Source organism: Chryseobacterium sp. CBTAP 102, assembly GCF_003201365.1.
Classification (GTDB): domain Bacteria; phylum Bacteroidota; class Bacteroidia; order Flavobacteriales; family Weeksellaceae; genus Chryseobacterium; species Chryseobacterium candidae.
In genome coordinates, this window is the sequence record NZ_QICX01000009.1 from 79,595 (window position 1) to 104,805 (window position 25,211).

The 25,211-nt window shown below is 37.7% G+C and carries 20 protein-coding genes and 1 riboswitch; of the genes, 16 read left to right on the forward strand and 4 right to left on the reverse strand.

All coding sequences use genetic code 11. The features are described 5' to 3' along the window. The first annotated feature begins 33 nt into the window (after positions 1–33). From thiS to C8D70_RS13595, 8 genes are read left to right on the forward strand one after another with little or no spacing between them, the layout of a single operon-like run. Positions 34–240, forward strand: a complete 207-nt coding sequence (gene thiS / locus C8D70_RS13560) for a sulfur carrier protein ThiS (protein ID WP_076595429.1) — start codon at positions 34–36, stop codon at positions 238–240. Positions 241–265: 25 nt separating this feature from the next. Then, positions 266–2,077, forward strand: a complete 1,812-nt coding sequence (thiC, locus tag C8D70_RS13565) for a phosphomethylpyrimidine synthase ThiC (RefSeq protein WP_110367657.1) — start codon at positions 266–268, stop codon at positions 2,075–2,077. Then, a complete protein-coding gene (locus C8D70_RS13570; RefSeq protein WP_110367658.1) occupies positions 2,074–2,661 on the forward strand; it encodes a thiamine phosphate synthase in 588 nt (195 codons plus the stop codon). Before thiC ends, C8D70_RS13570 begins: the two co-directional genes overlap by 4 nt. Beyond that, positions 2,637–3,374 (forward strand): hydroxymethylpyrimidine/phosphomethylpyrimidine kinase, encoded by a 738-nt coding sequence (locus C8D70_RS13575; protein WP_110367659.1) that lies wholly within the window; start codon positions 2,637–2,639, stop codon positions 3,372–3,374. The genes C8D70_RS13570 and C8D70_RS13575 overlap by 25 nt, the downstream gene beginning before the upstream one ends. Positions 3,375–3,378: 4 nt before the next feature. Then, positions 3,379–3,993, forward strand: coding sequence for a thiamine phosphate synthase (thiE, locus tag C8D70_RS13580; protein WP_110367660.1), 615 nt, complete (start codon positions 3,379–3,381; stop codon positions 3,991–3,993). Continuing rightward, on the forward strand, positions 3,990–4,766 hold the full coding sequence (locus C8D70_RS13585) for a thiazole synthase (RefSeq protein WP_110367661.1): 777 nt from the start codon (positions 3,990–3,992) through the stop codon (positions 4,764–4,766). The genes thiE and C8D70_RS13585 overlap by 4 nt, the downstream gene beginning before the upstream one ends. Before the next feature lie 9 nt (positions 4,767–4,775). Beyond that, positions 4,776–5,894, forward strand: coding sequence for a 2-iminoacetate synthase ThiH (gene thiH / locus C8D70_RS13590; RefSeq protein ID WP_110367662.1), 1,119 nt, complete (start codon positions 4,776–4,778; stop codon positions 5,892–5,894). Between the two features lie 50 nt (positions 5,895–5,944). Next, a complete protein-coding gene (locus C8D70_RS13595) occupies positions 5,945–6,652 on the forward strand; it encodes a HesA/MoeB/ThiF family protein (RefSeq protein ID WP_410493712.1) in 708 nt (235 codons plus the stop codon). Between the two features lie 113 nt (positions 6,653–6,765). Here C8D70_RS13595 and C8D70_RS13600 read toward each other — a convergent pair whose 3' ends face one another. Further along, complete coding sequence (locus tag C8D70_RS13600; RefSeq protein ID WP_110367663.1) at positions 6,766–8,991, reverse strand: outer membrane beta-barrel protein; 2,226 nt, start codon at positions 8,989–8,991, stop codon at positions 6,766–6,768. 182 nt (positions 8,992–9,173) lie between these two features. After that, complete coding sequence (locus tag C8D70_RS13605) at positions 9,174–11,297, reverse strand: outer membrane beta-barrel family protein (protein WP_110367664.1); 2,124 nt, start codon at positions 11,295–11,297, stop codon at positions 9,174–9,176. A gap of 191 nt (positions 11,298–11,488) precedes the next feature. On the opposite strand from C8D70_RS13605, the gene C8D70_RS13610 reads away from it, so the two are divergent. Both C8D70_RS13610 and C8D70_RS13615 read left to right on the forward strand, forming a co-directional pair. Beyond that, positions 11,489–12,508: a sensor histidine kinase gene (locus C8D70_RS13610; protein WP_110367665.1), complete on the forward strand. Its 1,020-nt coding sequence runs from the start codon at positions 11,489–11,491 to the stop codon at positions 12,506–12,508. Further along, a complete protein-coding gene (locus tag C8D70_RS13615; protein ID WP_076595440.1) occupies positions 12,501–13,178 on the forward strand; it encodes a LytR/AlgR family response regulator transcription factor in 678 nt (225 codons plus the stop codon). Before C8D70_RS13610 ends, C8D70_RS13615 begins: the two co-directional genes overlap by 8 nt. Before the next feature lie 164 nt (positions 13,179–13,342). Here the strand turns inward: C8D70_RS13615 and C8D70_RS13620 are convergent, their stop codons facing one another. Further along, positions 13,343–15,610 (reverse strand): aconitate hydratase, encoded by a 2,268-nt coding sequence (locus C8D70_RS13620; RefSeq protein WP_110367710.1) that lies wholly within the window; start codon positions 15,608–15,610, stop codon positions 13,343–13,345. A gap of 318 nt (positions 15,611–15,928) precedes the next feature. Beyond that, positions 15,929–18,712 (reverse strand): bifunctional aconitate hydratase 2/2-methylisocitrate dehydratase, encoded by a 2,784-nt coding sequence (locus C8D70_RS13625; RefSeq protein ID WP_110367666.1) that lies wholly within the window; start codon positions 18,710–18,712, stop codon positions 15,929–15,931. Positions 18,713–18,999: 287 nt separating this feature from the next. Between C8D70_RS13625 and C8D70_RS13630 the strand changes: the two genes are divergently transcribed. The 6 genes from C8D70_RS13630 (at position 19,000) to C8D70_RS13655 (ending at position 25,188) form a co-directional block, all read left to right on the forward strand. Next, a complete protein-coding gene (locus C8D70_RS13630; protein WP_228408030.1) occupies positions 19,000–19,770 on the forward strand; it encodes a WG repeat-containing protein in 771 nt (256 codons plus the stop codon). A 201-nt stretch (positions 19,771–19,971) separates the two neighbouring features. After that, positions 19,972–20,063: riboswitch (TPP riboswitch) on the forward strand. A gap of 104 nt (positions 20,064–20,167) precedes the next feature. Beyond that, the gene (locus C8D70_RS13635) at positions 20,168–22,285 is read left to right on the forward strand and encodes a TonB-dependent receptor (RefSeq protein WP_076595443.1); all 2,118 of its coding nucleotides are present in this window, start codon (positions 20,168–20,170) and stop codon (positions 22,283–22,285) included. Between the two features lie 179 nt (positions 22,286–22,464). Continuing rightward, entirely contained in the window at positions 22,465–23,217 is a 753-nt protein-coding gene (locus C8D70_RS13640) for a hypothetical protein (protein ID WP_076595444.1), read from the forward strand. After that, positions 23,205–23,747, forward strand: coding sequence for an acyl-CoA thioesterase (locus tag C8D70_RS13645; RefSeq protein WP_034692538.1), 543 nt, complete (start codon positions 23,205–23,207; stop codon positions 23,745–23,747). The genes C8D70_RS13640 and C8D70_RS13645 overlap by 13 nt, the downstream gene beginning before the upstream one ends. Positions 23,748–23,823: 76 nt before the next feature. Next, positions 23,824–24,210, forward strand: coding sequence for a GxxExxY protein (locus C8D70_RS13650; RefSeq protein WP_110367711.1), 387 nt, complete (start codon positions 23,824–23,826; stop codon positions 24,208–24,210). Between the two features lie 48 nt (positions 24,211–24,258). Then, positions 24,259–25,188 (forward strand): 2-hydroxyacid dehydrogenase, encoded by a 930-nt coding sequence (locus tag C8D70_RS13655; protein WP_076595445.1) that lies wholly within the window; start codon positions 24,259–24,261, stop codon positions 25,186–25,188. The last annotated feature ends 23 nt before the right edge of the window (positions 25,189–25,211 follow it).

Consider the following 25,211-nt stretch of genomic DNA (forward strand, 5'->3'; position numbering starts at 1 on the left):
GGCCATTCCTAAAGTATATGTAAAATATTAGGAATGGAACTTATAATCAACCACACCCGAAAAACATTTGATGTACTTCCCGAAAACCTGGAAGCATTATTGGCTATTGAGTTACCCGGAAATAAGAAAGGTATTGCTGTAGCTCTCAACAATCGCATTATTCCCCTCTCAGTCTGGGCGGAAACCATCCTCAATAACAACGATTCAATTTTAATCATTACTGCCACTCAGGGCGGTTAATTCTCATATTTAATACCCAAAACTTATGGCTCACTCCATTACATGTTCGCCATTTCCGAACTCAAAGAAAATCTATGTTGAAGGAACATTACATCCTATCAATGTAGCCATGCGTGAAATACAGCTTAGTCCGACCAAATTGACCAATGGCGGCTTTGAATATAATGCTCCGGTAACGATTTATGACACTTCAGGTCCTTATACCGACGAAAATGCGGTTATTGATATTCAGAAAGGGCTTCCAAGAATCAGAGAACAATGGATTCTGGATAGAAATGATGTGAATATCTTAGACGGAATTACTTCTGAATACGGGAAAGCCCGTTTGGCAGATCCGCGTCTTGATGAATTAAGATTTTCTTATGATCATAAACCTAAAGTAGCACAGGAAGGAAAAGAAGTTACACAGCTTTATTATGCAAAACAGGGAATCATTACTCCGGAAATGGAATATGTGGCGATCAGGGAAAATCAAAGAATAGAACAGCTTGATTCTGTATCTAAAGAAATGGCTTTTCAACATCCCGGGCACAGCTTTGGAGCCAATACTCCGAAAAGCAAGATCACTCCTGAATTTGTAAGGGACGAAATAGCTGCCGGAAGAGCCATCATTCCCAATAATATCAACCATCCGGAAAGTGAACCGATGATCATCGGAAGAAACTTTCTGGTGAAAATCAATGCCAATATTGGCAACAGTGCCGTTTCATCCAGTATTGAAGAAGAAGTAGAAAAAGCGGTATGGGCCTGCCGATGGGGCGCTGATACCATTATGGATCTTTCAACCGGAAAAAATATTCACGAAACAAGAGAGTGGATCATCAGAAACAGTCCGGTTCCTATTGGTACGGTTCCTATTTATCAGGCCCTGGAAAAAGTGAAAGGTGTTCCCGAAGACCTGACGTGGGAAATCTTCAGAGATACCCTTATTGAACAGGCAGAGCAGGGAGTTTCCTATTTCACGATCCATGCCGGAGTTCTGTTGAGATATATCCATTTAACAGCAAAAAGAGTGACCGGAATTGTTTCCAGAGGAGGATCTATTATGGCAAAATGGTGTTTATTCCATCATAAAGAAAGTTTCTTATACACTCATTTTGAGGAGATTTGCGAGATCATGAAGAAGTATGACGTAGCTTTCTCTTTAGGAGATGGTCTTCGTCCCGGATCTATTGCAGATGCTAATGATGCCGCTCAGTTTGCAGAACTGGAAACTTTAGGTGAACTCACCAAAATTGCATGGAAGCACAATGTACAGGTAATGATTGAAGGACCAGGCCATGTTCCGATGCACATGATCAAAGAAAATATGGAAAAGCAATTGGAAGAATGCCATGAAGCTCCTTTCTATACTTTAGGGCCGTTAACAACGGATATTGCTCCAGGTTATGATCATATTACTTCAGGAATCGGGGCAGCGATGATTGGTTGGTTTGGTTGTGCCATGCTTTGCTATGTAACACCGAAAGAACATTTAGGTCTTCCGAATAAAGATGATGTAAAAGTTGGAGTAATCACTTATAAACTGGCTGCCCACGCAGCGGATTTAGCAAAAGGTCATCCGGGCGCACAGTACAGAGACAACGCATTAAGTAAAGCCAGGTTTGAATTCAGATGGGAAGATCAGTTTAACCTTTCATTAGATCCAGAGACAGCAAGAGCTTATCATGATGAAACATTACCGGCGGAAGGTGCGAAAATTGCCCATTTCTGTTCCATGTGCGGACCGAAATTCTGTTCCATGAAAATTACACAGGAAATTCGTGAATCTGCGGAACAGGGTATGCTGGATAAATCACAGGAATTTATTGAAAAAGGGAAAGAAATCTATATATGATCATCGTTATCACTCCTGAATTGATTATGCCCAGCGAAACTGATAGTATTAACCAAATGTTTCAGGAAGGTCTTGATCTGCTTCACATCCGTAAACCATGGATCAGCCGGAATGAAATGACTGAATTCATCACGCAGATTGATGAAGTTTTTCGTTCACAGTTAGTGCTGAATACGCATTACGACCTGGGGAAGGAATTTACTATTTCAAGATTTCATTTCAGGGAGATTGATCGAAAGGAAGGAACATATAAAACTTTTGCGGAAGAAAATATGATTTCAACTTCGGTACACGATATCGCAACGTACAATACTTTGGAAAAAGAATGGGAATATGCTTTCATAAGTCCGTTCTTTCCAAGTATATCCAAAAAAGGGTATGGATTGAACTCAACCATTAAAGAAGAGATAAAACATCGGAACAATCAGGACGCAAAATTGATTGCTCTTGGAGGAATTAATCAGGATAATATCCATGAAGTTTTCGAAGCAGGAGCAGATGGAGTGGCCTTATTAGGTGCTGTCTGGGAAAGTGAAGAACCCTTAAAAGTATTCAAAAAATGCAGGAACGTCCTTATGTCATAAGTATCGCAGGCTTCGACCCAAGTGGAGGAGCAGGCTTGTTATCAGACAGTAAAACCTTCGAGCAATCAAAGGTAATGGGACTGGGAGTATGTACAGCATTGACGTTGCAAACCGCTTCCAAATGCTTGAACTTAGAATGGCGGCCTATAGATGAAATCACTGAAGCGATTCAGGTGCTGATGGATAATTATTCCGTTTCAGCCGTGAAAATTGGAATTGTGAAAGATGCAGAATTTCTAAGTAAGATTGTAGAAACGGTTAAAGAAAGCGATTCTGAAGTAAAAATCGTTTGGGATCCCGTTCTGAAAAGCACTTCCGAATTCACATTTTTTGATCCTGAAACACTTCCTCAATTGAAAAATATGATTAATAAGTTGAGTTTAATAACTCCCAATTATAATGAATACAACGTTTTAAAGCAGTATCATCTTTTACCGGATACGTATGAATGTTCATTATTAATCAAAGGAGGGCATAGTGAAGATCGTTTAGGAACAGATACTTTAGTTGAAAATGGAAAAGAAACCCTTTTAGTTCCGGCCGAAAGTAATACGATTTATTTCCCTAAGCATGGTTCCGGCTGTGTTTTATCTTCAGCAATTACTGCAGAACTGGCGAAAGGCGAAAATATGGAAAAGGCATGCCGCACCGGAAAACTATATATCGAAAAATTTTTAAAAAGCAATCCCTCTTTATTGGGAACGCATTCATAGAAACATGGAAAAATTACAATACATATCACAAGGAAATACTTTCCGGGAACAGGAACTTTGTGTCCGTAAAGTGCTGGATAATGGGGTTAAATGGGTACAGGTTCGATGGAAAAATGCTCCTGAAAACGAATTAATCAAACTCTGTGAAATTTCAAAACAGCTTTGTTCAGAATATCAGGCAGTTTGTATCATCAATGATCATGTACAAATAGCCAGAGAAATAGATGCTGACGGTGTTCATTTAGGATTAAACGACAGTGCCGTTAAAGACGCAAGGTTGATCTTGGGCGAAAATAAAATGATTGGCGGAACGGCTAATACCCTTTCAGATGTCATTCAGAGAATCAAAGAATCCTGTGATTATATCGGTTTAGGACCATTGAGGTTTACCACAACCAAAGAAAAACTAAGCCCTGTTCTTGGGTTTGAAGGATATCAGCATATCATTGATGGATTAAGGGAAAAATCAATAGATGTCCCTAAGATATTTGCCATCGGAAGCGTTACCCTTGAAGATATTTTGCCCTTGCAGGAAATTGGAATTTACGGCATTGCAGTTTCCGGGCTGATCACAAAACAGCCATCAATTATTAATGAACTAAAAAAAGTAATGATATGAGCCATCAGAAATTAGAAATAGCAGGAAGAATTTTTGAATCAAGACTGTTTTTAGGAACAGGAAAATTCGGAAGTATGGGAGATATGGTACAATCTGTTATCGCATCCGAAACCAATATGGTAACAATGGCGCTAAAAAGAATTGATGCGAAATCCAGTGAAGACAGTCTGCTTGATTCATTAAAAGAAACCAACGTTCATCTTCTGCCGAATACTTCCGGAGCGAGAACTGCCAAAGAAGCTGTATTGGCTGCACAATTAGCCAGAGAAGCACTGGAAACGAACTGGGTAAAACTGGAAATTCATCCGGATCCGAAATATTTACTGCCGGACCCTATTGAAACATTATATGCCACGGAAGAACTGGCGAAATTAGGATTTGTTGTAATGCCTTACATTCATGCCGATCCTGTTTTGTGCAAACGTCTGGAAGATGCCGGAACATCAGTGGTAATGCCTTTGGGAGCACCCATCGGGACGAATAAAGGATTAAGAACACAAGACTTTCTGGAAATCATCATCAGTCAGAGTAATGTTCCTGTCGTAGTAGATGCAGGTATCGGTGCGCCATCAGATGCTGCAAAAGCAATGGAAATGGGAGCAGACGCCGTTTTGGTGAATACTGCCATTGCCGTTGCCGGAAACCCGCTGAATATGGCTTTAGCTTTTAAAGAAGGGGTGATTGCCGGAAGAAGAGCCTTTGAATCAGGATTGGGTGCCATTACTAACCATGCTGAAGCTTCAAGTCCGCTGACTTCATTTTTATTTGAATAAATCAGACTTATGAAAAGCTTTAAAGATGTTTTTGAAAACTATCAGTGGGATGAGGTAAAGAATAAGCTTGAAAAAGTAAGCCTGGCTGATGTAAGGTACAGTCTTCAGAAAAAGAATAAAACCCTGGATGATTTCCTTAATCTTCTCTCACCAGCGGCTTCTCAGGAACTTGAGCTGATGGCGAGAATGACGAAGGCACTTACCCAAAAAAGATTTGGAAAAATCATTCAGCTCTATGCTCCGCTGTATCTTAGTAATGAATGTCAGAATATCTGTACCTATTGCGGATTCAGTCTGGACAATCACCTGAAAAGGAAAACACTTTCCGATATGGAGCTGATGATTGAAGCATCAGTACTGAAATCTATGGGAGTGAATCATGTGTTACTGGTAAGCGGGGAAGCCAATAAAATTGTAGGAGTACCTTATTTTCAGAATGCTGTCCGTAAGCTAAAGCCCCATTTTTCCAATATATCCATTGAAGTTCAGCCATTACTGGAAGAAGAATACAAACTGCTACATGAAGAAGGAGTGCATTCCGTTTTAGTATATCAGGAAACCTATCATCAGGATGTCTACAGGGAATATCATCCAAAAGGTAAGAAATCAAACTTTCATTTCCGTCTGGAGACTCCGGATAGAATAGGAAGGGCAGGCATTCATAAAATAGGGCTGGGAGTTCTTCTAGGGCTTGAAGATTGGAGAGTAGACAGTTTTTTTAATGCCTTACACATCGATTATCTCCAGAAACAGTACTGGAAAAGCAAGTTTTCTGTTTCATTTCCCAGGCTCAGACCCGCTGAAGGGATTATTGAACCGAATTTCATTATGGAAGATAAAGACCTTCTTCAGCTCATTTGTGCCTACAGAATCTGGAATGAAGACCTTGAAATCTCCATTTCTACCAGGGAAAATGAAACCTTCAGAAATAATATTGTATCTCTGGGGGCTACAGCGATGAGTGCAGGTTCAAAAACCAATCCCGGAGGCTATGCTGTGGATAAAGAATCTCTGGAACAGTTTGAAACCAGTGATGAACGAAGTATGGAGGAGATTAAAATGATGATTAAAAAAGCAGGTTATGATCCTGTGATGAAAGATTGGGATTCCCTATACAGTGGATTTTAAAATTTTAAACCATTAAGAACTTTAAAAACCTTAATGGTTCAATGATAATTATGAAACAAGACCAGTTTGCACGATACAGCCGGCAGATATTTATCGAAGAAATCGGATTGGAAGGACAAAAGAAAGTCATGTCTTCTAAAGTCCTTGTTATAGGAGCAGGAGGCTTGGGAAGTCCTGTTATTCAATATCTGGCGGCTGCAGGAGTAGGAACTTTAGGTGTTATCGATTTTGACCATGTAGAACTTCATAACCTGAACCGCCAGATCATTCATACTGAAAATAGAGTAGGATTATCCAAAGTGAAAAGCGCAGAAACATTTGTAAAAGAACTCAATCATCAGGTTAAACTGATAGGAATTGAGGAAAAACTCAATGAAGATAATGCCGGAGAAATCATTTCTCAGTATGATATTATTGTTGATGGCTCAGATAACTTCACTACAAGATATCTGGTGAATGATACCTGTGTAGAATTAAAAAAAACTGTGGTTTACGGAAGTATTTTAGGATTTTCAGGGCAAGCTGCTGTTTTTAATCATAACGGAAGTAAAAACTTACGGGATATTTTCCCTGAACCGCCTTTTGATGAGGATGTACCGGATTGTGACAGTCTTGGCGTACTGGGAGCTCTTCCCGGAATGATAGGCAGTATGATGGCGCTGCAGACGTTAAAAATTATCACAGATCTTCCGGTAAATGTCAATCAGCTGACTTTGGTGGATACTTTGAACTGGAAGTTTCAGACGATTGATTTTTGATGTAAATATAAACACTAATATCACTAATATTTTCACCAATAACACCATTTTAATATCAATAGAAAGAGGCAGTAAAAATGATTACTGCCTCTTTCTATTGATCTTGGAAAGGATTATTGTGCCTGCTGCATTACCCCTCCGGTATCCTCTTTTTTAGTCTGGTTCAGGATATTTGGATCCTCTTTTGCCAGTTTATTTCTTGTCGGAATTTTATAGTTGATGGAAAGCCCGAAATTTCGGGTGTCATATTTACTGTAGATCATCACCGGGTTTCCTGACGGCGGATTAGAGCGTACCTGCATCATCTGCCCGTTGAAAATATCATTCGCAAAAACAGAAAGTGTCAGGCGGTTATTCATAAACTTCTTTGTCAGCGTAATATCAAGAGAGTTATTAAACGGTTTTTCTGCCGTAAAGTAGAAATATCCTGCTTTTGGAGTCAGATAGCTGTAGTTGGCTGTCAGTTTGATGTCCTTAGGTAAAATAATCTGGGTCATGATATTGAAGATCCAGAATCCTTTATTATTCAGATTGTCGATTTCATGTTTCTGATAACCAGCATACAGGTACATGAAATTAATTTTATCAGGATTGAAATTAAATTTCATGATTTCACTAAACGGCTTGCTGAAAATCATAAAAGGAACAGGTAATCCCACGTTGAAATTGTGAATTTTCATATTCGAAATATTCACTTGCTCGTTGAATAGTTTTCTTCCGTCTTTTCGGATGATCTGTGCCACCTGATTGCTTGCTGAGCTTACGCTATATCCGATGAATGCATAGTCAAAAGCTGAAATTTTCAGCTCATAATTATCAAAAATAGTAGGCTGTAGATTCGGGTTACCGTTTACTTCCGTACTTGGTCCGGAGAATATTACATTGTTTGGGTTCAGAGCAGAAATACTTGGCAGGCTGATTTTCCTGTTGTAATTCGCAGCAATATAAACCTGATTCATCATGTTATATTGTACACTTGCATTCGGGAAAAATTTAAACTTATTGAATGGAATCAAATCAGCTTCAACCACCTTTTTATCTTTAATATATCTTGTTACGCCGGAAATATCATAGTTTTCAGCACGGGTGCCCAAAGTGAAATCAAACTTTTTCAGTTTAGCCTGAAACTCCAAGTAGGTTGAAGCAGTCTGTCTCTGGTATTCAAGATTAGTTAGTCCAAAGCTTTCCGTGTCATAGTCCTGTCTTTCATACAATCCCCCAAAGCTTACCTTTCCACCGTCAAGAAGTTTGATAGGCTGGGCATAATCTACTTTAAGATTCGCAATATTCATTACAGATTTATTGTTAAGAATATCTTTTAATCCATTAGTAGGGCTATCGAGAGGTTCATTGGGATAAGCTACAAATGTTCCATCTTGAAAATAATTATCCTGAGAAAACTTGCTGTCTGATCTTGTATAGCCAAACTGAAAGTCCAGTTTTTGAGATTTGTCAGCAAAACGCTTCTGATACGTTACAACGGCTTCCTGTCTCAAATTATTGGTATGCGCAACATCGGAAGAAGTATAAAAAGCTTCTTTTAAATCCTCCGGGTTTCTCTTGAAAGGCAAATCTCCATGGCCATTACTTAAAGTGTAGTTGTCGTTATTGTTATGATAAATATCGTAGTTTAATAATAATCTGTCCTGGCCAAGATCAAAAGTCAATCCGGATTTTGCAAAATATCCACGGCCGTATCTGTCGGTATGGCTGTTCAAAAGCTCATCCTGCTGGCCGTTAAGCATACTTTCACGGTAATTTTGTCCCACATTCAGCTGCCATCCGAAATATTTATTTCTGGCGTTTAAGTTAACAGAGTTTGTGGTTCTGCTTCTGTATTTATCATAATTCGTGAAAGAATAATTTCCAGAATAAGTAGCAGTTAAATATTTATTAGCGTTTTTGTTCGTGATGATATTCATGATTGCACCTCCGGAAGTTGCCGGAAACTCAGCACCGGGCTGGGTGATTACTTCAATTCTTTCTACAGAATTGGCAGGCATTCCTTCCAGAAAGGAGTTTAATTCATTGGATGTGATGTTCAAAGGTCTTCCGTTCAAATACACTTCCAGCATTTTACCCTGATACATCATTCCTGCGATGTCCGTAGATACAAGCCCAGGAAGTTTTTTAATTCCTTCCAGAACGTTTCCGTTATTCAGCTGAGGTTGTTCAGAAAAGTCAAAAATAGTACGGTCTGCCTTTTGTTCAACTGCTTTTTTAGTTTTGGTGATGACAATACCTTCAATTTGTTTCTCTTTAGAAGTTGTATTGCTCTTTTCCTGAGAGAAAACCAGCGTAGAACTTACCAGAGATAAAGTGAATATAGTTTTTTTCATAATGTTTTTACTACTATTCGGTTAGACGATGAAAAACAAATTTTGTTACAATCAGCACAGTAATTTTTTTATTTCAATGAAGAAAATTCAATAAAATCATATTCTGCAGAAGAAGTAAAAAGCCTTTTTAATAATGCCGAATGGCCATTCCCTGTAATAACAGGAATTCTTGCTATAAGTTATTATTGTGCTCGATCTTTTTCTTCAAAATTGATCGCTCTTTTGTTCGATTTCACTTTTTGATTCCCAAAATTGTAGGTGATACTGAGTGTCATTCTTCGTGCATCCCAATAGTTATTGAATGATTGTGTATTATTTGTAAAATACATATCTGCTTTAAAGCCGGATTGTTTAAAAATATCACTCACTGAAAGATTGACCTGCAGGGCTTTTTCCACAAAGCTCATTTTTAGTCCCGCATCAAAACTTGCTCTGCCTTTGATGGAAGCGGAGCCGTCTCTCGAGGGAAGATTATGCCAGTAATTGACAAATAGCATGAAGGTCTTAGCCTTGTTCAGCTGGAATGTATTGTTGAGAGAATAATAAAATGACTGACCGTTTTTAGGAACCAGATTAAATCTTGTAATCTGTGTTTCATTATAACTGAACGAGGTTGAAATATTACTTTCCCAGATTTTGAAAAAAGTATCTGTATAATTGAAATTGATCCCGTAAATATTCTGGTTGTAATAGTTTTCATAGGTACTGATAAGATCAATGCCGTTCAGGAAGGAAATCTGGTCAAAATTATTCTTTGTTCTCTGATAATAAAGATTGGCTGAGAATTTATTTTTAAAAATATAATTGAATTCGACGTTGTGATTGAAAGATGGCCGCAGACTTGGGTTTCCGGCATAATACGTATTAGGATTAGAATACCATCGGAACGGATCTAAAGCCCGGAAATAAGGACGGTTGATTCTTCTGGAATAGTTAATACTGAATTGGTTATCCTGACTGGCTTTATAGGAAACATAGGCTGTAGGGAAAAATTTTCCGTAATTATTCTCGGATTTAGACTGGGTAGTAGGAGAGAATCCATTAGTTTGTGAATATTCATAACGTAATCCTGCTTTCACCGACCATTTTTCACCAAGATCTTTACTGGCACTGACATAAGCGGCATAATTTTTTTCATTATAATCAAAAAGATTGCTCTTTGCAGGGTCTATGATATAATTTCCATGGGTGAAATTGAAATATCCGATGTCAGAATTATTAGAAAAATGACTGTATTTAGCGCCGGTTTCCAACTGAATTTTTTTAAAATTTAAAGTCAGATCAGCCTGCCCTGAATAGATTTTATAGTCTACACCAGAAAGATTTCTTACCGTCTGCATTGAATTATCTGCAACATTTCTTGTGGTAAAATTGACCTCCGTATCAGGAAGGTTTCCATAATAATTGGCACCAAAACTTAGCTTATGTTCTCCAAATTTCTGGTCAAAATACAGATTAAGCATTTGGGTTGTATACGGAGAACGATGCTTTGAATCCGTCTCTGTTTGTAAAGTAGGCGTACCATCTGTAAAGTAACTTTGTGTTGAATTGATATCCATATTGGTATGCCCCTTTGTAATATCGTATACCAATCCGATATTGGAGTTTTTAGAAAGTGAATAATCAAAATTGGCATTCAGACCGAGCCCGTCATTCATATCCCTTCTGTCATCCTTGCTGACCGAAGAATTTTGGCCAATAATATTATATTTTTCTACTGATCTTTTATCTCCGTCATAGCCCATTACTTTTACAGAGGCTTTTATTTTTTCATTCTGATAATTCACTCCTGCCACACTGCTGAAGCCGGCATATGTTTTTTGAGCATAACTGGTCGTCAGATAACCGTTCCATCCAAGATTCTGATTCTTTTTAAGGATAATATTAATGATTCCGCTGTTTCCCTGTGCTTCATATTTGGCAGGTGGAGTGGTAATCACTTCTATTTTCAATATGTTTTCAGAACGAAGGTTTCTCAGATAATTGATCAGTTCAGCTCCGGAAATATTAAGCATCCGATCATTCACCATTACAGAAACTCCATTTTTTCCGGCAATAGAAAGAAGACCTTTATTTTCATCCACCTGTAATAAAGGAGTGCCAGCCAATACCTCGGTTCCCGAACTTCCCTGTGAAAGCATAGAATTCTGAACATTATAAACCAGGCGGTCCACTTTACGCTGTACCAGAATTTTTTTGCCATTCATTGTTACTTCCTCAATTTTGTTGACGTTCGCAGTGTCTTTTGTTTGTGCTGCTGTAAAAGAGCAAACAAGAGCGGTTATAAATAAAAGATGCTTTTTCATAGGTTATCAATGACAGATTAAATGATCTTTATGTTGAATTTCTATGACAAAAGTATAGGAAGAGGCTTCGATTGGAAATAGCGTTTAGATGAAACCTGAGATTATACATATTAAAATAGCTTCGTCGGAGAAAAACAGGTTTTTATCGAAAAGGTTTGATGAATTGTGGGTGTATAGATTTATATTTGAATATGAATAAAAAGCAAATTATCTGGCTTCAGATTTTTTATTGGAGTTTCAATTTTATAGGAAACAACATTACGCCTTATTTCTTTTTTCCTGAGCGAAGAGGGGTTGAATCGTATGTGCTGAACTTTACTTATTTTATTACAGAAATCTCTACTTTTTATCTTTTGTATCTGGTTATTATTCCGAAAGTATTAAATCTTGAGAAACTTTATTCTGCTGTTTTAGTTTTTTTTATTTCTATTTTAAGCTTTGGTGTAATTCGGTATGGAATAGAAGAAGTGCTGCTTCCTATTACACTTGGATTCAGAAATTATAATAAAAATACCGGACTTTTATATTATTTGACAGATAATATCTACAATGCATCATTGACTGTTTTCATTGCAGGAATCCTGTGGATCGTAGAGAAATATGGTGTTGCCGAAAATGATAAAAAGCAGCTGCTGATTGAAAAGAAACAGGCAGAGCTTCAGGCATTAAAAACCCAGATCAATCCTCATTTTATTTTTAATTCATTAAATAATATCTACTCTCTTGTCTATCAGAAATCAGACAAAGCCTTGCCAGCAATTGAAGAACTGGTACAATTGTTAAGATACAGCACAAAGGATCTTGAAAAAGATTCAATTCCTTTGGATAAGGAAATTGGATATATTGATAGCCTGATTGCCTTGGAGAAACTTAGAATCAGAAAACCTGAGCTGTTGCTCATAGAAAAAAATATTCAGTATCCTCGCCTTAAGATCTCGCCAATGCTGTTGGTTCCTTTTGTTGAAAATGCCTTTAAACATGGAGATTTTCGTGATAAAGGTTTTGAAATGAAAATCTCAGATCATGATAAAGTGCTGCATTTTTATCTTTTCAATTTTAAAACACAGAGAATGAAAGATACCGTCTCCGGAATAGGAATTCAGAATGTGAAAAAAAGACTGGAAATATTGTATCCTAAACATCAGCTGGAGATCAGAGATTCGGAAACAGAGTTTATTGTAGACTTAAAAATTGATTTACGCTATGAATAAGATAAAATGCATTATTGTTGATGACGAGCCACTGGCAATCTCTCTTCTTGAGCATTATGTAGAAAAACTCCCTTTTCTTGAGCTGGTATTTTCTACAGAGAACCCGATTTTGGCTTTGGAATATCTTCAGAAAAACGATTCAGATCTTATCTTTTTAGATATTCAGATGCCGGAGCTTACGGGAATCAATTTTATGAAGATTGTAGGACCTGATCAAAAATATATTTTAACAACGGCTTATTCAGAATATGCCTTGGAAGGATATGAACATAATGTTGTGGATTACCTGCTGAAACCTATTTCATTTGAAAGATTTCAAAAGAGTGCATTAAAGGTGCAGGAACGGTTTTCTTTTCCTCAGGAGGAAAATTCATATTTCTTTGTGAAATCCTCAGGACAAAGACATCGTATTGGTTTTCATGAGATTTTGTACGTGGAAAGTATCAAAGACTATGTCAATATCCGGACGGAAAATGAGGAATTTATTGTGCTGGATACGCTTAAATCAATGGAAATTCAGCTCTCTGAGAGGTTTGTACGTGTTCATAAATCTTTCATCATCAATTTGGATAAAATAAAAAGCATTGGTGCTAAAAAAGTGAACTTTCCCGAGTATGAAATTCCCATTGGAGAAAGCTATAGAGCAGGTCTTCTGGATAGATTGAAGTGATGGAATATCATGATATTCATTTGAGAGCTAAACCTTACAGGTTTCTAAAACCTGTAAGGTTTGGAATGTTTACCAAAGTTTACCAAAGAATATTTCAATAGGGGTAATAAAAAAGACGACTTCTATTGAAGCCGCCTTTATATTAATTAATCTAACAATTAATCTTAATTTTCCTGTTGTTTGATAAGGTTCAGAGCAGAACCAGCCTTAAACCAGTCAATCTGCTGATCGTTGTAAGTGTGGTTGGCCATGATGATATCTTTTGTTCCGTCTGCATGAACGAACTCTAATGTTAGTTGTTTTCCTGGCGCAAACTGATCAAGATCTAAGAAGTTAACAGTGTCATCTTCCTGGATTTTGTCATAGTCAGCCTCATTAGCGAAAGTGATCCCAAGCATTCCTTGTTTCTTAAGGTTGGTTTCATGGATTCTCGCGAATGATTTTACCAATACAGCTTTCACACCAAGATGTCTTGGTTCCATGGCAGCGTGTTCTCTTGAAGAACCTTCGCCATAGTTCTGGTCTCCTACAACAATTGTTGGAATACCAGCCGCTTTATAAGCTCTTTGTACAGCCGGAACTTCACCGTATTCACCGGTTAATTCGTTTTTAACTTTATTGGTTTCCATGTTGTAAGCATTCACCGCTCCGATCAACATGTTGTTTGAAATATTGTCAAGGTGACCTCTGTACTTCAGCCAGGGTCCAGCCATAGAAATGTGGTCGGTAGTACATTTTCCGAAAGCTTTGATCAATACTCTTGCTCCGGTAATGTTTTTACCATCCCATGCAGGGAATTCTTCCAATAACTGAAGTCTGTCTGAAGTTGGGCTTACATTAACAACAACGCTTGAACCATCTTCTGATGGTGCCTGATATCCGTTATCATCTACAGCAAATCCTTTTGAAGGGAGTTCGAAACCTCTAGGCTCATTAAGTTTTACCTGTTCACCTGCTTCGTTCGTTAAAGTATCCGTAATCGGGTTAAAGTCCAGTCTGCCTGAAATTGCTACAGCAGCTACCATTTCCGGAGAAGCTACGAATGCATGAGTATTCGGGTTACCGTCAGCTCTTTTTGCAAAGTTTCTGTTGAAAGAATGGATAATAGAGTTTTTCTCTCCTTTTTCCGCACCTTCTCTGTCCCATTGCCCGATACATGGTCCACAAGCATTGGTAAAGATTCTTGCGTTTTCAAATTTTCTGAAAGAATCTAAGAAACCGTCTCTTTCTGCTGTGAATTTTACCTGTTCAGAACCAGGGTTGATACCTAAAATGGCCTTAGGTTTTACTCCTTTTGATACTGCATCTTCCACAATAGAAGCCGCTCTTGATAAATCTTCATAAGAAGAGTTGGTACAAGAGCCTATAAGCGCCCATTCCACTTCTAACGGCCATCCGTTTGCTTCAGCTTTAGCTCTGAATTCAGCAACCGGAGTTGCTAAGTCCGGAGTAAAAGGTCCGTTCAGGTGAGGAGTCAGTTCAGAAAGGTTGATTTCTATTAATTGATCGAAATATTGTTCAGGATTGGCATATACTTCAGCATCACCTGTTAAATGTTCAGCAATTTTATCAGCGGCATCTACTACGTCCTGTCTTCCTGTTGCGGAAAGATATCTTCTCATAGAATCATCATATCCGAAAGTAGACGTTGTAGCTCCGATTTCAGCACCCATGTTGCAGATAGTTCCTTTACCGGTTGCAGAAAGAGATTCTGCCCCTTCACCGAAATATTCTACGATGCATCCTGTACCTCCTTTTACCGTAAGGATCCCTGCTACTTTTAAGATAACGTCTTTTGCAGAAGTCCATCCGTTCATTTTACCGGTTAATTTAACCCCGATAAGTTTTGGCATTTTAAGCTCCCAGGCCATTCCTGCCATTACGTCTACGGCATCAGCTCCTCCTACGCCAATAGCTACCATTCCTAATCCTCCTGCGTTTACCGTGTGAGAGTCCGTACCAATCATCATTCCTCCAGGGAAGGCATAATTTTCCAGTACAACCTGGTGAATGATACCTGCACCTGGTTTCCAGAATCCGATTCCGTATTTATCACATACAGAACTTAAGAAGTTGAATACTTCGGAGTTTTTGTTGATTCCTTCCTGTAAATCTTTGTCAGCACCTACTTTCGCCTGGATCAGGTGATCCGCGTGTGCTGTTGATGGAACCGCTACTTTAGCTTTTCCTGCCTGCATGAACTGTAACAGAGCCATCTGTGCAGTGGCATCCTGCATAGCAACCCTGTCTGGTGCAAAGTCTACATAAGAGTTTCCTCTTTCATATGCCTGTGTGGCATTTCCTTCCCAAAGGTGGGTGTAAAGAATTTTTTCTGAAAGGGTAAGAGGTTTGCCCACGATTTGTCTTGCTGCTGCAATTCTTTCAGGGTAACGTTCATACACCTTTTTGATCATATCAATATCAAAAGTCATATCGTATTTTAGTTTTGTTCTTGTTCTGTTAATGCTTCTTTCTCTGTGTTGAAAAAGAAAAATCATTTATCCATGCATCAAAAAACGTTCCTGTAATCTATAAAAAGGAGTTTTTCAGGATTCAAAATCAATAGATTTTATAACTTTCAATTTAAGAAAAAATTGAATTTATTTTCCGGATTTTATCGAAAAAAAAACGTAACTATCTTAAAATAGAAACGTTCTAAACAAAAAACTGGAAGATTTTAAATCCTTAAGGACCAAAATCTTCCAGTTGTATAGTTTTTAATAGTCTTGCGACGTATTTATCAATATCTTTTAGTGAGCACTTGTACTTGTCAATTCTTTAATAGAAGGAACAAAAGTAGTAAGGTCAATTCCTTCTACTGCAGCTTTGTACTCATCAATGCTAGGAATTCTTCCGATAATTGCAGAAAGAACAACCACCGGAGTTGAAGCAAGCAGAGATTCTCCTTTTTTACGTTCAGAATCTTCCACTACTCTTCCCTGGAAAAGACGGGTAGATGTTGCTAAAACAGTATCTCCTTTAGCTGCTTTTTCCTGGTTACCCATACAAAGGTTACATCCGGGACGCTCAAGGTACATTACGTTTTTGTATTCAACACGAGCTTCTCCTTTTGGAGCGTTATCATCAAATTCAAAAGCTGAATATTTTTCTAATAATTCCCAGTCTCCTTCTGCCTTTAACTCATCAATGATGTTGTAAGTAGGGGCTGCTACTACAAGAGGAGCGCTGAATTCTACCTTGCCTTGTTGTTTTTCAATGTTTCTAAGCATCTGAGAAACAATCTTAAGGTCTCCTTTGTGGACCATACAGGATCCTACGAAACCAAGGTCTACTTTTTTCTCACCACCATAGTAAGAAAGATCTCTGATGGTATCGTGAGTATATCTCTTAGACACGTCGTCGTTGTTTACATCCGGGTCAGCAATCATAGGTTCTACAATTACATCGAGATCTACAACTACTTCAGCGTAATATTTAGCGTTTGAATCCGGAGTTAAAGCAGGTTTTTCCCCTGATCTGATTTCTTCAATTCTCTTATTGGCTTTGTCGATTAATCCCTGAAGAACTTTATTGTGGTTATCCATACCCTTGTCGATCATGATCTGAATTCTGCCTTTTGCAATTTCCAGTGATTCGATCAGTGTATTATCTTCAGAAATGTTGATAGAAGCTTTTGCTTTCATTTCGGCAGTCCAGTCTGTAAAGGTAAATGCCTGGTCAGCAGGAAGTGTTCCGATGTGAACCTCAATGATTCTACCCTGGAATACGTTTTCTCCTCCAAACTGCTTCAACATCTGAGCCTGTGTTGCATGAACCACATCACGGAAATCCATATGTTCTTTCATGTTTCCTTTGAAGGTTACTTTCACCGATTCCGGAATTGGCATTGAAGCTTCTCCAGTAGCTAATGCAAGTGCAACCGTTCCTGAGTCAGCTCCGAAAGCTACTCCTTTAGACATTCTTGTGTGAGAATCTCCACCAATAATAATAGCCCACTCGTCTACAGTGATGTCGTTAAGAACTTTGTGGATAACGTCAGTCATTGCGTGGTATTCACCTTTCGGGTCGCGGGCTGTAATCAGACCGAACTCGTTCATGAACTTCATTAGCTTAGGAATGTTAGCCTGAGCTTTTTTATCCCAAACTGAAGCCGTGTGACATCCTGACTGGTAAGCTCCGTCTACAGTAGGGGAGATTACAGTTGCAGCCATAGATTCAAGCTCCTGAGCAGTCATAAGACCTGTGGTATCCTGTGAACCTACGATATTAACTTTTACACGAACGTCTGATCCGGCGTGCAGAACTTTTCCTGGTGTAGTTCCTACAGCATTTCTGTTGAAAATCTTTTCTACAGCGGTAAGCCCCTGTCCTTCATGAGAAATTTCTTTTGAAGGAGCAAAAACTGCTGGCGTCTCAATTCCTAAAAGCTGAGCGGCAAATGTCTGCAGTTTCTTACCAAATACAATCGCGTAAGATCCTCCCGCTTTGATGAATTCCATCTTTTGCGGAGTGAAAGATTTGCTAAGGTCGATCAATTCTTGATCGCCGTTATATAATTTCTTTTCTTTTGTATTAATCGTTAAAACAGTTCCTGTTGCTACTGAATATGCTTCTTCAAGAACGATATCACCATTTTCATTACGAATTGGATTTCCGTTTTCGTCAACTTTCTTTACCCAGTTTTTAAGGTCGATACCAATACCTCCGGTAACGTCTACTGTAGTAAGGAAGATTGGAGAAATACCGTTTGTTCCTCCTACAATGGGAGCAATGTTTACGAATGGCACATATGGACTAGCCTGCTTTCCTGTCCAAAGTGCAACGTTGTTTACTCCGGACATTCTTGATGAGCCTACTCCCATTGTTCCTTTTTCTGCGATAAGCATAACGCTTGCATCAGGATGTTTTGCCTGTAAAGCTTTGATCTCTTCCTGAGCCTCAGGAGTGATCATACATTTACCGTGAAGTTCGCGGTCTGATCTTGAGTGAGCCTGGTTACCCGGAGAAAGTAAATCTGTAGAGATGTCTCCTTCACCAGCGATATAGGTAACTACTTTGATTTCTTCAGCCACTTCAGGAAGTTTAGTGAAGAATTCAGCTTTAGCGTAGCTTTCAATGATTTCTTTTGCAATTTCGTTACCGCTGTTGAATGCTTCTTTCAGACGGTTAGTATCTGCTTCATAAAGGAAAACCTGAGTTTTAAGAACATTGGCAGCTTCTTGAGCAATAGCTGCATCACTACCTAAAGCAAGGTCCAGCAGCACCTCAATGGAAGGTCCGCCTTTCATATGAGACAATAGTTCAAAGGCGAAAGCCGGGGGAATTTCTTCTACTACGGATTCACCCAGAATAATTTCTTTTAAAAATTTGGCTTTTACTCCCGCTGCACTTGTTGTTCCGGGTAGCGTGTTATAAATGAAAAATTGAAGAGAATCTGTCCGGTCAGCATTACCTGAATCTTTAATTTGCGTAATGATTTCGCTTAGTAATTCAGCACTATCAATTGGCTTTGGATGAAGCCCCTGGGTTTTTCTTTCTTCAATCTCTTTGATGTAATCCTTATAAATACTCATAATAGAAGGTCTTTCAAAATTAAAGGCAGGCCTGCTTTTTCTTTACCGGTGTGTATAAATACAATTAATGACATTTTGAGTTCTCGCATTTTGATGCAACATTAACCGAATAAAGTCAGCATAATCTACACTTTTTCAAAAGTTTTTTAAAATTATCAAACAATTCAAAATGTTTCCAAAATTACGAAATTTTACAATTTTATAAGAATTAAATTATTTAGATTGTTTATAAATATGATTTTTATAATATCTATTTTTGGTCGTATTTTTGTACCCAAATGGAGAATATGAAAAATATCCTGAATGTTTTATGTGTTTTCATTTCGATTTTCGTTTTCTCACAGACCCAATCTGTGAAGAAAGATCCCACGAAAAAAGGAACGAAAACTACCATTAAAAAAACACTTTCAGCCAGCAAACCTAATGCTGATCTTGTAGTGATTAATAAAGAACTTCCTGTTTTGATTCCCAAGAAGAAAGGAGATCAGTTCGGGTATGTCAATCAGAACGGGAAATTTATTATTCAGCCGGAATATCATATTGCCGTATTTTTTTATGAAGACTGCAATCTTCTGAATTCACCTAATGAAAAAGTGAGAAAATTTGGAACAAAAGACTATGCCACGGTAGAGAAAAATATGATTTCTTACCGTATAGATCAGTCTGGGAAGAGAGTATATCAGTTCAAAGAAACCGATTTTGGAAAATGTAAATTCGAAGAATATAAGCAACAGCTATTTCAGGCTTACATCCTCAATGGTTTTTACGGAATCATTGAAAAATCAAAATTTGTAAATGCAGCAGATTACAGACAATTTCAGATCTATCCTCAATATCAGTATCTGTTCATTCTTGAAGGTGATGATGTCGCTAATCCAATGATTGTAGCTTCCAATAATGATAAATTCGGAATCATTGATGTTAATAACAGGATTATCATTCCGTTTGAATATTCCAATATTAAACGAAATTTCAGCTGGAAACTCGGGAAGATGTTTGAAGTGACAAAAGACGGCTCGAATTACTACTATATCGACGCTAACAATAAAACTTACTAAATAATTATTAATGATGAATGATGAATGATGAATGATGAATGATGAATGATTCATTTGATAACTCCTATTTTCCATAGTGTCTTTCCTCCTGTAGCCATCCATGCCCTTCGTAACCTAAGACCCCGAATCTTGCATCTCGTAACCCAATATCCTGTACCTCGAAACCCGAATTCCAATTCATATATTTTTTGTAATTTTGCGGCTGAAATAAAGGGGTGCTTTAACAAGCTGAGATTATACCCAATGAACCTGGAACAGGTAATGCTGTTTAGGGAACCATTTAAATAATTGATAGATGATTAGCGATAAATGATCGATAAACATTCATTATCATTTGCTATTTATCAATTATCTCGTAATCACCCCTTTTATTCATTAAATGTTAAAGATTTATAGAATGAAAGGATTATTTTTTTTAGGGCTTACGGTAGGAGCTGCAGCTTTTATACAGGCTCAGAATAAAGATTCATTAAAGGTCAGGGAAATTGAAGCCGTCAGCTTTACCAAAAGGCTGCCGGTAGCAAAGGAAATCATTAATGTACAGAAAGATCTGGACAGTAAAAATCTGGGACAGGATCTTCCTATTCTTTTGAAAAACCAAACCTCCATTATTTCTACTTCTGATGCCGGAAATGGAGTAGGATATACCGGTTTCAGAATCCGTGGTGTTTCGGGAAGTGCCATCAATGTTATGATGAATGGTGTTCCATACAACGATTCTGAAAGCCAGGGAACCTTTTTTGTCAACGTTCCGGATTTAACAAGCTCTGCATCACAGATTGTTATCCAAAGAGGAGTAGGAACTTCCAATAACGGGGTTTCTGCCTTCGGAGCCAGTATTAATGTACTTTCTAAAGATCCGGAAGAGAAGTTTTATTTTAAAACAGACGACAGCTACGGATCATTTAATACCTATAAATATTCAGCTGAAATAGGCTCGGGGAAGTTCTGGAAAAACCGTCTTTCCGTAATGGGAAGATATACCCATATTCACTCTGATGGTTATATAGACAGGGCTTCATCCAATTTGCATTCTTATAATTTCACTGCTTTATTTGAAGAAGGAAATACGAAGCTGCGTTTAATGGCTTTTGGCGGAAAAGAGAAAACCTATCAGGCATGGAACGGTATTGACCGTAAAACCTGGGAAACCGATCCGAAATTCAATATTTCCGGAGCGATCTATGATGCCAATTGGGAGAATATTGTAAGTTTCTATGATAATGAAACGGATAACTACAGACAGAATCATTATCAGTTGCTTTGGGAACAGAAATTCAGTGACCGCTGGAATCTGGAAACCACGTTCCACTATACAAAAGGAAAAGGATATTATGAAAACTACAAGCAGGGAGATCCTTTTTCAAGATATAACCTTCCCAATATAACAGAAGGGGGACAAACCATAAAATATTCCGATTTTATCAGAAAAAAATGGCTGAATAACGATTTCTACGGAATGGTTTCTACATTGTACGGAAAATTTGAAAATCTGGATCTGAACTTTGGTGCTGTTGTGAATCAATATTACGGAAGACACTATGGAAATGTTACCGGTGTGTTTTTTCCACAGATTGCCGAAAGCGAATATTACAGAAACCGTTCAATAAAGAATGAAGTGTCGGGTTTTGCAAAAGCTTTATTAAGAGTGGATAATTTTGAATTCTTTGGTGATTTGCAGCTTAGAAAAATAAACTACAATACAAAAATTCTGATGGCTGGTGATGATGAAGGAGCAGATTTAAGTAAAAACTGGCTGTTCTTTAATCCAAAAGCCGGTATGAATTACAGAATTGACGGTGGTAAAATATTTCTTTCATACGCTCATGCTCACCGTGAACCTAACAGAGATGATCTGATGGCCAATAATGATGTGAAAGCTGAAAAACTTCATGACATTGAAGCCGGTTTTGAAAAACAGTTCGGAATTGTTTCGTTGACAGCGAATGTTTATTATATGTATTATGTGAATCAATTGGTTTTGAATGGAGAATTGAATAACGTAGGAGCATTTATCAGAACCAACTCAGGGAAGAGCTACAGAAGAGGGATTGAGATAGGGGCTTTGGCAAAACTATCCAAACAATGGGAAGTTTCCGGTAATGTGACATTAAGCCAGAACAGAAATCAGGATTTTAATATTCAGAATGGTGATGTGCCTAAAAGTCTTGGAAATACCCAGATTTCATTTTCTCCGAATGTAATTGCCAATCTAAGCCTGAGATTCAATCCTGCCAAAAATTTCCAGTTTGCTTTAATGAATCAGTATGTTGGAAAACAATATCTGGATAACACAGAGGATGCCAATCTGCAGCTTAAAGATTATTTCCTGACAGATTTCAATGCGCAGTACCAATTTAAAATTGCTAACAACGAAATTGCATTAAAGCTACTGGTGAATAACCTGTTCAACAAAAAATACGTCAACAATGGTTCTGTTTATGAAGGACAGCCTTACTATTTTTCGCAGGCAGGAACCAATTTTATGTTTGGTGTGAGCTGGAAAATTCAATAATTGACCAATATATCTTTTTTGCTTTTTAGCAGATTTGATCTTTTTAAGCTTAAAAAAAGCAGTTTGAACAACGGTATATCTGTTTTAATACAGAATAATTAAAAGACTGCTCCGGCAGTCTTTTTTATATCCGTTAAATATTACAAAAAGTCCCGAAAAAGTTATAAATTTGCTGCCAAATGAATATTTCAGCATATATTTTAGAATACTTAAAACAATTTGGAACTGCCACAGTTCCAGGCTTTGGGGTGTTTTCACTGAAAAATTCTAAGGCAATTATCAATTCTGAAAACGGAAGTATCTTACCTCCGGCCAGTCAGATTGAATTTGCAATAGATTATGAAGTAAGGACTGAAGACCTTACTGCTTTTATAGCAGAACAAAAACAGATGTCTCTGGAAGCTTCAAGAAGCGATCTTAAAATTCAGACTGATTTTTGGAAGAAAAGACTTCAGGCCGAACAGGTTCTTGAAATTCAAAACCTTGGAACCGTCTTTATTGAAGAAGGACACACTCATTTCAAGGGAAAAAGAATAGAATCCGGACGTCCGGACTTTTATGGATTGGAAGAAATCAGATTTTCAGATATCAATAACGGAGAAAAAGTGAAGACCCCGGTGAATCGTGAAAAAGATTTTAAATTCAAAAAAACAATTCTTTGGATTTTCCTTCTGATTATTCCTGTTCTTGGAATTGTATACCTGGCGTTTACCCAGCAGGAACTTCTCTTTGGTAAAAAATCTTTCAATAATGTTTCTGTACAGACTTCTACCCACAGAATTGTAAAAGATACTGTGAAAGTGATGGTACATACCCCGGAAACCCCCGTTTCAGATTCCTTGAAAAAAGATTCATTAGTAAAACCTGTCGGAAAAGAAATGAAACCCGCTCCGGCCGTTCCAAACAACACTAAGACTAGATGGCAAAAATAAAAAAAGCGTCAGAATCTCTGACTATTATGACCAATATCGTTCTTCCGAACGAAACCAACTCTTTAAGAAACCTTTTCGGTGGTGAACTTCTGGCAAAAATGGACCGTTGTGCGTCTATTTCTGCAGCAAGACACTGTGAGAGAAGAGTAGTAACAGCTTCTGTAAACCATGTATCTTTCAACCATCCGATTCCGGAAGGAGGAGTCGTGGTATTGGAATCCAAAGTTTCCAGAGCATTCTCTACTTCCATGGAAGTGTACGTAGATGTATGGTTGGATGACCCGATTAATCAGAAGAAGATTCATACGAATGCTGGGATTTATACTTTCGTTGCGGTGGATGAATTCAACCGTCCGATTCCTATTCCGGAAATGATTCCTGAAACAGAGGAAGAAAAAGAAAGATTTGCAGCAGCATTCCGTAGAAAAGAACTTTCATTAATCCTTTCCGGAAGAATGAAACCATTGGAATCTGTAGAGCTTAAAAAACTATTCCAGGAGCCACAGGAGTCTAAGAAAGACAAGAAATAAAACACAAAAAACACAAATGGTTGGCACAAATTTTCACAAATGGTTTGTGCTCAGTCAGATGAAAAAAATAACCAAAATGGATATTTCTGAAAATGATATATCAAAAATAGTCTACGAAGCTGGATATATAGTTCATAAAGCATTAGGGCCAGGGCTTTTGGAAAGTGCTTATGAAGAATGCTTGTTTTATGAATTGAATAAGCATGATATTCTTGTAGAAAGACAAAAACCGATGCCATTAATCTATGATGAGGTTAAAATGGATGTTGGCTATAGACTTGACTTTTTGATTGAGAAAAAATTTGTGCTGGAAATAAAATCCATAGAATCATTACAGGATATTCACTTAGCGCAAATACTTACCTACCTTCGCCTAAGTAATTGTAAACTTGGGATGTTGATCAACTTCAATACCATCCAGTTTAAAAACGGAGTAAAAAGAGTTATTAACGGTATCTTGTGATTTGTATTATTTGTGAAATAAATTAGTGTCATTTGTGTTTGAATAAAAATGAAAATACTTCTTTTAGATAAAAATCATCCTCTTATCACTGATCAGCTGCTTGCTAAGAACTTTATATTGGAAGAGGATTTCACGTCAGCTTATGATGAGGTTTGTGAGAAAATTGAAAATTATGATGGAATTATCATCAGAAGCCGTATTCCATTAGACCAGAATTTTCTCGAAAAAGGTAAAAACCTGAAGTTCATCGCAAGAGTAGGTGCCGGAATGGAAAATATTGACATTCCTGTTGCCGAAAAACTGGGAATTCAGCTGATCAATTCCCCGGAGGGAAACAGAGATTCTGTGGCAGAACACGTTGTGGGAATGCTGCTGGTGATCATGAACAGACTTTTTATTGCTTCTCAGGAAGTGAAAAACGGGATCTGGAAGCGTGAAGAAAACAGAGGAGATGAATTGTTGGGAAAAACAGTAGGGCTTATCGGATATGGAAATATGGGAAAAGCTACCGCGAAAAGACTTTCAGGATTCGGATGTAACGTGATTTTCCATGATATACTTCCTGGTCTTTCAGATGAATATGCAACACAGGTTTCATTGCAGGAATTAAAACAATCTGCTGAGGTTCTAAGCCTGCATATTCCTTTAACTTCAGAAACCCATTATCTTATTGATGAAACATTCATTGCGGAAATGAAAAATGATTTCTATTTTGTGAATACAGCGAGAGGTAAGAATGTTGAAACTAAAAGTTTAGTAGAAGGATTGAAATCAGGAAAGGTCAAAGGCGCTTGTCTGGATGTTTTGGAATATGAAAAGTCTTCTTTTGAGAACATTGAATCAGAAAATGAAGATTTAAAATATCTTCTGGAATCAGAAAAAGCGATTGTCACGCCCCATATTGCTGGTTGGACGCATCAGAGTAAAGAAAAATTGGCTCAGTTTATTGTAGATAAAATTGTAGCATCTTATTGCTAAGACTGGATTAAGAAGTTATAAAA

Excerpts from the sequence above, each read along its gene's own strand:
- thiS (WP_076595429.1), top strand. The coding sequence starts at position 34 with ATGGAACTTATAATCAACCACACCCGAAAAACATTTGATGTACTTCCC.
- thiC (WP_110367657.1), top strand. The coding sequence starts at position 266 with ATGGCTCACTCCATTACATGTTCGCCATTTCCGAACTCAAAGAAAATC.
- C8D70_RS13570 (WP_110367658.1), top strand. The coding sequence starts at position 2,074 with ATGATCATCGTTATCACTCCTGAATTGATTATGCCCAGCGAAACTGAT.
- C8D70_RS13575 (WP_110367659.1), top strand. The coding sequence starts at position 2,637 with ATGCAGGAACGTCCTTATGTCATAAGTATCGCAGGCTTCGACCCAAGT.
- thiE (WP_110367660.1), top strand. The coding sequence starts at position 3,379 with ATGGAAAAATTACAATACATATCACAAGGAAATACTTTCCGGGAACAG.
- C8D70_RS13585 (WP_110367661.1), top strand. The coding sequence starts at position 3,990 with ATGAGCCATCAGAAATTAGAAATAGCAGGAAGAATTTTTGAATCAAGA.
- thiH (WP_110367662.1), top strand. The coding sequence starts at position 4,776 with ATGAAAAGCTTTAAAGATGTTTTTGAAAACTATCAGTGGGATGAGGTA.
- C8D70_RS13595 (WP_410493712.1), top strand. The coding sequence starts at position 5,945 with ATGAAACAAGACCAGTTTGCACGATACAGCCGGCAGATATTTATCGAA.
- C8D70_RS13600 (WP_110367663.1), bottom strand. The coding sequence starts at position 8,991 with ATGAAAAAAACTATATTCACTTTATCTCTGGTAAGTTCTACGCTGGTT.
- C8D70_RS13605 (WP_110367664.1), bottom strand. The coding sequence starts at position 11,297 with ATGAAAAAGCATCTTTTATTTATAACCGCTCTTGTTTGCTCTTTTACA.
- C8D70_RS13610 (WP_110367665.1), top strand. The coding sequence starts at position 11,489 with ATGAATAAAAAGCAAATTATCTGGCTTCAGATTTTTTATTGGAGTTTC.
- C8D70_RS13615 (WP_076595440.1), top strand. The coding sequence starts at position 12,501 with ATGAATAAGATAAAATGCATTATTGTTGATGACGAGCCACTGGCAATC.
- C8D70_RS13620 (WP_110367710.1), bottom strand. The coding sequence starts at position 15,610 with ATGACTTTTGATATTGATATGATCAAAAAGGTGTATGAACGTTACCCT.
- C8D70_RS13625 (WP_110367666.1), bottom strand. The coding sequence starts at position 18,712 with ATGAGTATTTATAAGGATTACATCAAAGAGATTGAAGAAAGAAAAACC.
- C8D70_RS13630 (WP_228408030.1), top strand. The coding sequence starts at position 19,000 with ATGAAAAATATCCTGAATGTTTTATGTGTTTTCATTTCGATTTTCGTT.
- C8D70_RS13635 (WP_076595443.1), top strand. The coding sequence starts at position 20,168 with ATGAAAGGATTATTTTTTTTAGGGCTTACGGTAGGAGCTGCAGCTTTT.
- C8D70_RS13640 (WP_076595444.1), top strand. The coding sequence starts at position 22,465 with ATGAATATTTCAGCATATATTTTAGAATACTTAAAACAATTTGGAACT.
- C8D70_RS13645 (WP_034692538.1), top strand. The coding sequence starts at position 23,205 with ATGGCAAAAATAAAAAAAGCGTCAGAATCTCTGACTATTATGACCAAT.
- C8D70_RS13650 (WP_110367711.1), top strand. The coding sequence starts at position 23,824 with ATGGATATTTCTGAAAATGATATATCAAAAATAGTCTACGAAGCTGGA.
- C8D70_RS13655 (WP_076595445.1), top strand. The coding sequence starts at position 24,259 with ATGAAAATACTTCTTTTAGATAAAAATCATCCTCTTATCACTGATCAG.